The 8115-nt window shown below is 70.9% G+C and carries 7 protein-coding genes; 5 read left to right on the top strand and 2 right to left on the bottom strand.

Annotation, left to right across the window (positions count from 1 at the left end; genetic code table 11):
- Positions 1-81 precede the first annotated feature (81 nt).
- Positions 82-660: an adenylate kinase gene (locus VFQ84_RS06285; protein ID WP_325130336.1), complete on the bottom strand. Its 579-nt coding sequence runs from the start codon at positions 658-660 to the stop codon at positions 82-84.
- Positions 661-799: 139 nt separating this feature from the next.
- On the opposite strand from VFQ84_RS06285, the gene VFQ84_RS06280 reads away from it, so the two are divergent.
- The 5 genes from VFQ84_RS06280 to VFQ84_RS06260 all read left to right on the top strand — a co-directional run bounded on the left by VFQ84_RS06280 (position 800) and on the right by VFQ84_RS06260 (position 7560).
- Positions 800-2053 (top strand): 6-phosphofructokinase, encoded by a 1254-nt coding sequence (locus VFQ84_RS06280; protein ID WP_325130335.1) that lies wholly within the window; start codon positions 800-802, stop codon positions 2051-2053.
- 113 nt (positions 2054-2166) lie between these two features.
- Complete coding sequence (locus VFQ84_RS06275) at positions 2167-3243, top strand: DUF3617 domain-containing protein (RefSeq protein WP_325130333.1); 1077 nt, start codon at positions 2167-2169, stop codon at positions 3241-3243.
- 4 nt (positions 3244-3247) lie between these two features.
- The gene (locus VFQ84_RS06270; protein WP_325130331.1) at positions 3248-4063 is read left to right on the top strand and encodes a D-alanyl-D-alanine carboxypeptidase family protein; all 816 of its coding nucleotides are present in this window, start codon (positions 3248-3250) and stop codon (positions 4061-4063) included.
- Positions 4060-5454 carry a hypothetical protein gene (locus VFQ84_RS06265; RefSeq protein ID WP_325130329.1) on the top strand — a complete coding sequence of 465 codons (1395 nt, stop codon included), beginning with the start codon at positions 4060-4062 and terminating at the stop codon, positions 5452-5454. The genes VFQ84_RS06270 and VFQ84_RS06265 overlap by 4 nt, the downstream gene beginning before the upstream one ends.
- A 69-nt stretch (positions 5455-5523) precedes the next feature.
- Positions 5524-7560: a sodium-translocating pyrophosphatase gene (locus tag VFQ84_RS06260; RefSeq protein ID WP_325130327.1), complete on the top strand. Its 2037-nt coding sequence runs from the start codon at positions 5524-5526 to the stop codon at positions 7558-7560.
- A 137-nt stretch (positions 7561-7697) separates the two neighbouring features.
- On the opposite strand, the gene VFQ84_RS06255 is transcribed toward VFQ84_RS06260, so the two are convergent.
- Positions 7698-8060, bottom strand: a complete 363-nt coding sequence (locus VFQ84_RS06255) for an Hpt domain-containing protein (RefSeq protein WP_325130325.1) — start codon at positions 8058-8060, stop codon at positions 7698-7700.
- Between the last annotated feature and the right edge of the window lie 55 nt (positions 8061-8115).

Here is an 8115-nt window from a genome sequence, read left to right as displayed (position 1 = left end):
CGCCCATGAAGGTGCCGCAGATGCCGAGGATGTGCAGTTTCATGCGTGCGATGCGCGGGCCGCGGCGAACCGCGGCGGCGCTCAGCCGATGTCGGGCGTCGGCGCCAGCACTTCGATGATGCGCTGGAGCACCGCGTCCATCGCGCCCACGCCATCGACGCAGGCCAGGCGGCCCGAATTACGGTAGAAGTCGACCACCGGCGCGGTGGCCTGGTTGTAGACGTTCAGGCGGTTGCGCACGGCTTCCGGGGTATCGTCGGCGCGGCCCTCGGCCTGGGCACGGCCGGCCAGGCGCTCGATCAGCAGCTCGGTGTCCACGTCCAGCTGCACCGCGATGTCGACCGGCTGCTGCAGGCGGGCCAGCAGGGCGTCGAGCGCATTGGCCTGGGCCAGGTTGCGCGGGTAGCCGTCGAGGATGAAGCCGTTGCCGGTGTCGCCGGCGGTCAGGCGCTCTTCGAGCATGCCCAGCACGATCTGGTCGGACACCAGCTCGCCGGCCGCCATCACGGCCTGCGCCTGCAGGCCCAGGGGCGTGCCGGCCTTGACCGCGGCGCGCAGCAGCTCGCCGGTGGAAATGTGCGGCACCTGGAGGTGTTCGCGCAGGCGCGAAGCCTGCGTGCCCTTGCCCGAGCCGGGCGCGCCGAGGAGAACCAGTCGCATGCTTCAAAACCCCTATAAACAAGGACGCACGGCGCCGTCCTCACCCCGTTTGGCTATAGTGGGGCCGCTGACTGGCCGTGCGAATGTGGAAACGCTACTGGCCGGGCCGGTCCAAGTCAATGAAAAGCAGGAAAAAGCCATGAGCAAAGGAACGCTCCTCTACGCCCAGTCCGGCGGGGTCACCGCCGTCATCAATGCCACCGCCAGCGCGGTCATCCAGGCCGCCCGCGGCCGCAAGGTCAAGGTCCTGGCCGCCCGCAACGGCATCCTCGGCGCCCTGCGCGAGGACCTGGTCGATACCTCCCGGGAGTCCCCGGCCGCGATCCGGGCCCTGGCCCATACCCCGGGCGGGGCCTTCGGGTCCTGCCGCTACAAGCTCAAGTCGCTCGAGGAGGACCAGCCCAAGTACCAGCGGCTGCTGGACGTCTTCGACGCCCACGACGTGCGCTGGTTCCTCTACAACGGCGGCAACGACTCGGCCGACACGGCCCTGAAGCTGTCGCGGATGGCGGCCGCCACCGGCTACCCGCTCACCTGCATCGGCGTGCCCAAGACGGTCGACAACGACCTGGTGGTCACCGACTGCTGCCCGGGCTTCGGCTCGGCGGCCAAGTACACCGCGGTCTCGGTGGCCGAGGCGGCGCTGGACGTGGCGGCCATGGCCGACACCTCGACCAAGGTCTTCGTCTACGAAGTGATGGGCCGGCACGCCGGCTGGCTGGCCGCGGCCGCGGGCCTCGCGGCCACCGGCAAGGACGCCGCGCCCCAGGTCATCCTGTTCCCCGAGGTCGCCTACGACGAGGCGAAGTTCCTGGCCCGGGTCCAGGACGTGGTGAAGAAGGTCGGCTGGTGCGTGGTGGTGGTGTCCGAAGGCATCCGCCACGCCGACGGCCGCTTCGTGGCCGACGCCGGCGCCGGCAAGGACGCCTTCGGGCATTCGCAGCTGGGCGGCGTGGGTCCGCTGGTCGCCGCCACGGTGAAGGACAAGCTGGGCCTGAAGGTGCACTGGACCGTTCCCGACTACCTGCAGCGCTCGGCCCGGCACCTGGCGTCGAAGACCGACCTCGAGCACGCCCTGGCCGTCGGCCAGGCCGCGGTCGACTACGCGCTGGAAGGCCGCAACGGCGTGATGCCGGTGATCGTGCGCACCTCGCACAAGCCCTACCGCTGGAAGGTCGAGGCGGCCCCCGTGGCGCGCATCGCCAATCGCGAAAAGACCATGCCCAAGGGCTTCATCGACCGCAGCGGCTACGGCATCACCGCCGCCTGCCGGCAGTACCTCGAGCCCCTGGTGCGGGGCGAGGCGCCGCCGCCGTACCGGCCGGACGGCTTGCCGGATTACGTTCGTCTCAAGCTGTCGACCGTGGCGAAGAAGCTCCCGCCCTACGGCTGATCCCGAGGCCGTGCCCTCCGGCCGGATGGCACGGTGACCGCCGGCACATCCGGGAACGAAAGGCCGCTGGGAGCATACGCACCCCTTGGCCCACCCCGTTCCCGGAGAGTCCCGTGAAACCGATCCAACCCTTCCTCGTCCTGGCCGCCGCGCTCGGCCTGGCGTCCGCGGGCGCCGCCTGGTCCCAGGCGGGTAGCGGCAACCTCTATCGCGTCACCTCGAAGGTGGAGATGGCGGGCATGCCCTTTTCCATGCCGGCCTCCACGGTCGAGGTCTGCGGGCCGAAGGAGCAGGCCAGCGACAAGATGGTGCCGCACGACGAGAACTGCACCGTCAGCAACTTCCGCGTCGTCGGCAACACGTCCAGCTTCGACATGGCCTGCCGCGGCGACAACGCGATGACCGGGCGCGGCGAGTTCGAACGCCTGGGTCCGGACGCCTACCGCGGCCGCATGCAGATGCAGGGCAAGATGGAAGGCCAGTCGGTCGACATGACGATGCAGTTCGAGGGCAAGAAGATCCGCGACTGCAATTACGCCACCGAATCCCCCCAGGCCCAGGGCCAGGCGATGATGGCCAAGACCTGCGAGGACCTGCTGCGGCAGCCGTCACCGCTGGCCTTCCAGAGCTTCGCCGGCGCCGACGCGGTCTGCGCCAGCTACAAGCCGCGCTACTGCAGCGCCATGCTCGCGCAGTCGGTGAATCCGGCGTTCATCCGCACCAACGACGACATGCTCAGGCAGTCGCCGGGCCTGACCAGTTTCTGGGACGCCTTTGCCGCCTGCGGCACGCCGCGTCCGGCTGCCCTGGCCAAGGCCTGCCCGATGGCGGAAAAGAGCCGCGACTATCCCTTCCTCACCGAGTACTGCCCGAACCTGGTGGCCAAGGCCTGCGCCAGCGCCGATCCGCGCACGGAGGCCGAATTCGTCGTCGCCAGCTGCCCGGCGCAGGCCCAGGCCGCGGCGGCCGCGCACTGCGCGGGTCGCGACTACACCGCGATGCGCGCCTCGCCGTACGCGAACTTCTGCGGCCGCTACGCCGGCGGCCAGCTGCAGCAGCGCAACGCCGGGGCCGCCAGCCCGGTGCCCGCGGCGACCCCGGCGACCCCGGCCGCCGGGGACGCGCCGAAGAAGCCGTCCTGGCGCGATCGCCTGCGCGACGCCAAGGACAAGCTGACCGGCGAGGACTGATCCGGTGCGCTGGCTCGCGCTGGCCCTGCTGTTGGGCCTGGTCGGCGCGGGCGCGCGCGCGGCGCCGCCGGCCAATGCCTTCCCGGACGTCGCGCGCGCCTACTGGGTCGAGGTCAACGGCCAGCCGGTCTGGGCCGGCGCCAGCGACGAGCGCCTGCCGATGGCCAGCCTGGCCAAGCTGATGACCGCGCTGCTGCTGGCCGAGTCGGCGGACCTGGACCAGACCCTCGCCGTGAGCGACGCCGCGGCGCGCGCCACCGGCTCGCGCATCGGCCTGCGGGCGGGCGAACGCATGCGTGCATCCGACCTGTTCGACGCCATGCTGGTGCGCTCGGCCAACGACGCCTGCCGCGCGCTTGCCGACTGGCACGGCGGCGACCTGGCGAGCTTCGTGGCGATGATGAATGCCCGCGCCGCGACGCTGGGCCTGCACGACACCCGCTTCGCCAATGCCTGCGGCCACGACGCGCCCGGCCAGGCCAGCAGCGTCCGCGACCTGGCGCGGCTGGCGCGGGTGGCGATGGCGCAGCCGCGGATCGCCGGCACCGTGGCCAGGACCCACGTCGGCTTCCGCAGCCCGGGCGGCCGCGACTTCGCGATGGACACCACCAACGCCCTGCTGCTGCAGTTCGACGGTGCGCTCGGCATCAAGACCGGCTACACGCCCGGCGCCGGCCGCTGCCTGGTCGCGCTGGCGCGTCGCGGCGACGACGAGGTCCTGGTGGTGATGCTGCATGCCCCGGACCGCTGGTGGGACACGGTGGCGCTGCTGGAGCTGGGCTTCGACCACGCCCGACGGTCACGCCACCCTTCGCCATGAACCTGCGCGGACGCGCCGCCGCGGCCGTGGCCCTGCTGCTGGCCGTCGCCTGGGCCTATGCAGCGGCGCTGTCGGCGCCCTTCCACTTCGACGACTACCACGTGATCGTCGACAACCCCCGCGTGCACGGCCTCGCGGCCTGGTGGGCGTCGATGCCCGGCATCCGCCCGTTGCTCAAGCTCAGCTACGCGCTCGACGCGGAACGCGCGGCGGGCGCGGCGGGATTCCATGCCACCAACCTCTGCCTGCACGGCATCAACGCACTGCTGGCCTGGGCCGTCGCGCGCCAGTGGATCGTCCGGCTCGCCCCGCGGCTGACGCAGCCGACGGTGGCCGCCTGGGGCGTGGCGCTGCTGTTCGCCCTGCATCCGTCCGCCACCGAGGCCGTGACCTACGTGAGTGGGCGCTCGCAGTCGCTGATGGCGATGTTCTACCTAGCGGCGCTCTGGGCCCACGGCCGCGTGCAGCCGGCCGCCGGGGTAGCGGGCGTGCAGCTGCTGTCGCCGCTGCTGTTCGCCGCGGCGCTGGGGGTGCGCGAGACCGCGGTCACGCTGCCTTTCGCGCTGGCGCTGATGGCGTGGTACGCCGGGCAGTCGCCGTTGGCCGCGCTGCGCGGGCTGGGTGGCCATGGCGTGGTGCTGGTGCTGGCGGGCGTGGCGGCGCTGGCCTGGCCGGGCTACGACCGCTTCTTCGCCACCAGCCTGCAGGTGCGCGGGCTGACGGACCAGCTGGCCGGGCAGGCCGTGGCCTACTCCCATCTGGTCGGGCACAGCCTCATCGGCCTGCAGACCAACATCGACCCCGACCTGCGCGTGCCCGCCGGCCCGGACGGGCGCGTGGCGTGGGTCGGCGTCGCCTGGATGGCGACGGTCGCCGTGGCCCTGGCCTCCCGCCGGCGCTGGCCCTGGCTGGGATTTGCGCTGGCGTGGAGCCTGCTGCAGCTGGCGCCGACCCAGTCCCTGGTGCCGCGCCTGGACCTGGCCAACGACCGTCATCTGTACCTGGTGCTGCCCGGGGCGGCGATGGCCGTGGTGGTGGCACTGGCCAGCACCGTGGGGGCGCGGCTGGCCGCGGCGGGCGTGCTGGGGCTGGCGCTGGTGCTGGCGACCGCCACCCGGGCGCGCAACGAGGACTACCGCAGCGAACTCGCCCTTTGGCAGGCCACCGTGGCCGCGTCGCCCGGCAAGGCCCGGGCCTGGAGCAACCTGGGCTGGGCCCGCCAACAGGCCGGCGACCTCGACGGCGCGCGACGCGCTTACGCCTGCGCCCTGGCCCGCGACCCCGGCCATCGGCAGGCCGCCATCAACCTGTCCCTGCTGCCGCCGGGACCCGCCGGGACCGCGCGGGAATGCCCGCCGCCGGGCCGTGTGGCTTCCCCCTCCCCCCTTTGACATACTCGGGCGAGGCGGCCAATCGGCCGCTTATGTTTGTTCCGTGTCTGAACTCTGGGGAGGGTTTACATGTTCGAGCAATACGGTTTGCACCTCGCGCTCGCCTGTGCGGCGATCGCCATCCTTTACGGCATCGTGGTCGCGAAATGGATCGTCGGCCAGCCGGCCGGCAACGACAAGATGCAGTCCATCGCCGCGGCCATCCAGGAAGGCGCCGGCGCCTACCTGCGGCGCCAGTACATGACCATCGCCATCGTCGGCGTGATCCTGTTCCTGGTCATCGGCTTCGTGCCGGTGCTGGGCTGGCCCACGGCGATCGGCTTCGCCATCGGCGCCATCCTGTCCGGCGCGGCCGGCTTCATCGGCATGTTCGTGTCGGTGCGCGCCAACGTGCGCACGGCGCAGGCGGCCACGGTCAGCCTCAACACCGCGCTCAACGTCAGCTTCAAGGGCGGCGCCATCACCGGCATGCTGGTGGTCGGCCTGGGCCTGCTCGGCGTCGCCGGCTACTTCTGGTACATCCTGGGCGGCAGCGGCGTGCAGAGCGCCGAAGCGGTGAACGCCGCGCTGCAGCCGATGATCGGCCTGGCCTTCGGTTCGTCGCTGATCTCGATCTTCGCGCGCCTGGGCGGCGGCATCTTCACCAAGGGCGCCGACGTCGGCGCCGACCTGGTGGGCAAGGTCGAGGCCGGCATCCCCGAGGATGACCCGCGCAACCCGGCCGTGATCGCCGACAACGTGGGCGACAACGTCGGCGACTGCGCCGGCATGGCGGCCGACCTGTTCGAGACCTACGCGGTCACCGTGATCGCGGCGATGCTGATCGCCGGCATCTTCTACACCACCTGGGGCTGGGCCGGCGTGCTCTATCCGATGGTGCTGGGCGCGGTGTCGATCATCGCCTCGATCGTCGGCACCTTCTTCGTGAAGGTGCGCGAGGGCGGCAAGATCATGAACGCGCTCTACCGCGGCCTGGGCGTCTCCGGCGTGCTGGCGGCGGTGGCGTTCTACTTCGTCACCGACAGCATGTTCGCCGATGGCGCCGGCATGCAGCTGTTCTACTGCGCGCTGATCGGCCTGGGCCTGACCGCCGCGATGGTGGTGATCACCGAGTACTACACCGCGACCGAATACGGCCCGGTGCAGCAGGTGGCCAAGGCCTCGGAAACCGGCCACGGCACCAATGTCATCGCCGGCCTGGCGGTGTCCATGAAGTCCACCGCGGCGCCGGTGCTGGCCGTGGTCGCGGCCATCTGGGGCTGCTATGAGCTCGGCGGCCTGTTCGGCATCGCCATCGCCGCCACGTCGATGCTGTCGATGGCGGGCATGGTGGTGGCGCTGGACGCCTACGGCCCGATCACTGACAACGCCGGCGGCATCGCCGAGATGTCGGGCATGGACAAGGAGATCCGCAAGACCACGGACGCCCTGGACGCGGTGGGCAACACCACCAAGGCCGTAACCAAGGGTTACGCCATCGGTTCGGCCGGCCTGGCCGCGCTGGTGCTGTTCGCCGACTACGCCCACAAGCTGCAGGAGTCGGGCCAGGAAGTGAACTTCTCGATCGACAACCCGAACGTGGTGATCGGCCTGCTGATCGGCGGCATGATCCCCTACCTGTTCGGCGCCTTCGCCATGCAGGCGGTGGGCCGGGCGGCGGGCGCGGTGGTCGAGGAAGTGCGGCGCCAGTTCCGCGACATCCCGGGCATCATGGAAGGCACCGGCAAGCCGCAGTACGACAAGGCCGTGGACCTGCTGACCAAGTCGGCGATCCGCGAAATGATCGTCCCGTCGATGCTGCCCCTGTTCATCCCGATCCTGGTCGGCCTTATCCTGGGCGCGGACGCCCTGGGCGGCCTGCTGATGGGCACCATCGTGACCGGCCTGTTCGTGGCCATCTCGATGTGCACCGGCGGCGGTGCCTGGGACAACGCCAAGAAGTACATCGAGGAAGGCCACCACGGCGGCAAGGGCAGCGAGGCCCACAAGGCCGCGGTGACCGGCGACACCGTCGGCGACCCGTACAAGGACACCGCGGGCCCGGCCATCAACCCGCTGATCAAGATCATCAACATCGTGGCCCTGCTGCTGATCCCGATGCTCTGATCCGGGATCGATAGCCAGTAACGACGAAGCCCCGGGAAACCGGGGCTTCGCTTTTGGGCGGTTTGTAGGAGCGCCTTCAGGCGCGAAGCTTTTCGCCGAAGGGCTTCGCGCCTGAAGGCGCTCCTACAAAGGAGGGGTCAGATCTGGGGGACTTCCTGGAGCAGCAGGATCAGGGAGTCGCGGACGGCGCGGCGCAGTTCGTTGAACTTGTCGGCCATGGCCGGGGCTGCAATGTCGGCGTCGTCCAGGCGTTCCAGGCCCTGGCAAACCTCCACCAGCTGGCTGGCGCCCATGGCCAGGGCGGCCGAGCGCAGGTAGTGCGCGGCCTTGCCCAGGGCGTCGGTGTCGCGGGCCACGTGGGCCTGCTCCATCTGGCGCACCAGGTCCGGGGCCTCGTGCACGAACATGCGCACGAACTCGCTGAACGAGCCCGGCCGGTCGCGGTCGAGCATGCGCAGCAGTTCCAGGGCCTTGGGTTCGAGCAGGGACAGGGCTGCCATGGCGGTGATTTCCGACGGACCAGCCCGCATTCTGGCCGCTGGCCCGACCCCTGCC

The sequence above is a fragment of the Arenimonas sp. genome, assembly GCF_035721105.1.
Taxonomy (GTDB): Bacteria; Pseudomonadota; Gammaproteobacteria; order Xanthomonadales; family Xanthomonadaceae; genus Arenimonas.
The sequence above is the reverse complement of the archived record's forward strand: the minus strand, read 5'-3'. Positions and strand labels throughout refer to the sequence as shown.

Bases quoted from the DNA above. Each gene is read 5' to 3' on its own strand.
- VFQ84_RS06285 (WP_325130336.1), bottom strand. From the start codon at position 660: ATGCGACTGGTTCTCCTCGGCGCGCCCGGCTCGGGCAAGGGCACGCAG.
- VFQ84_RS06280 (WP_325130335.1), top strand. From the start codon at position 800: ATGAGCAAAGGAACGCTCCTCTACGCCCAGTCCGGCGGGGTCACCGCC.
- VFQ84_RS06265 (WP_325130329.1), top strand. From the start codon at position 4,060: ATGAACCTGCGCGGACGCGCCGCCGCGGCCGTGGCCCTGCTGCTGGCC.
- VFQ84_RS06260 (WP_325130327.1), top strand. From the start codon at position 5,524: ATGTTCGAGCAATACGGTTTGCACCTCGCGCTCGCCTGTGCGGCGATC.
- VFQ84_RS06255 (WP_325130325.1), bottom strand. From the start codon at position 8,060: ATGGCAGCCCTGTCCCTGCTCGAACCCAAGGCCCTGGAACTGCTGCGC.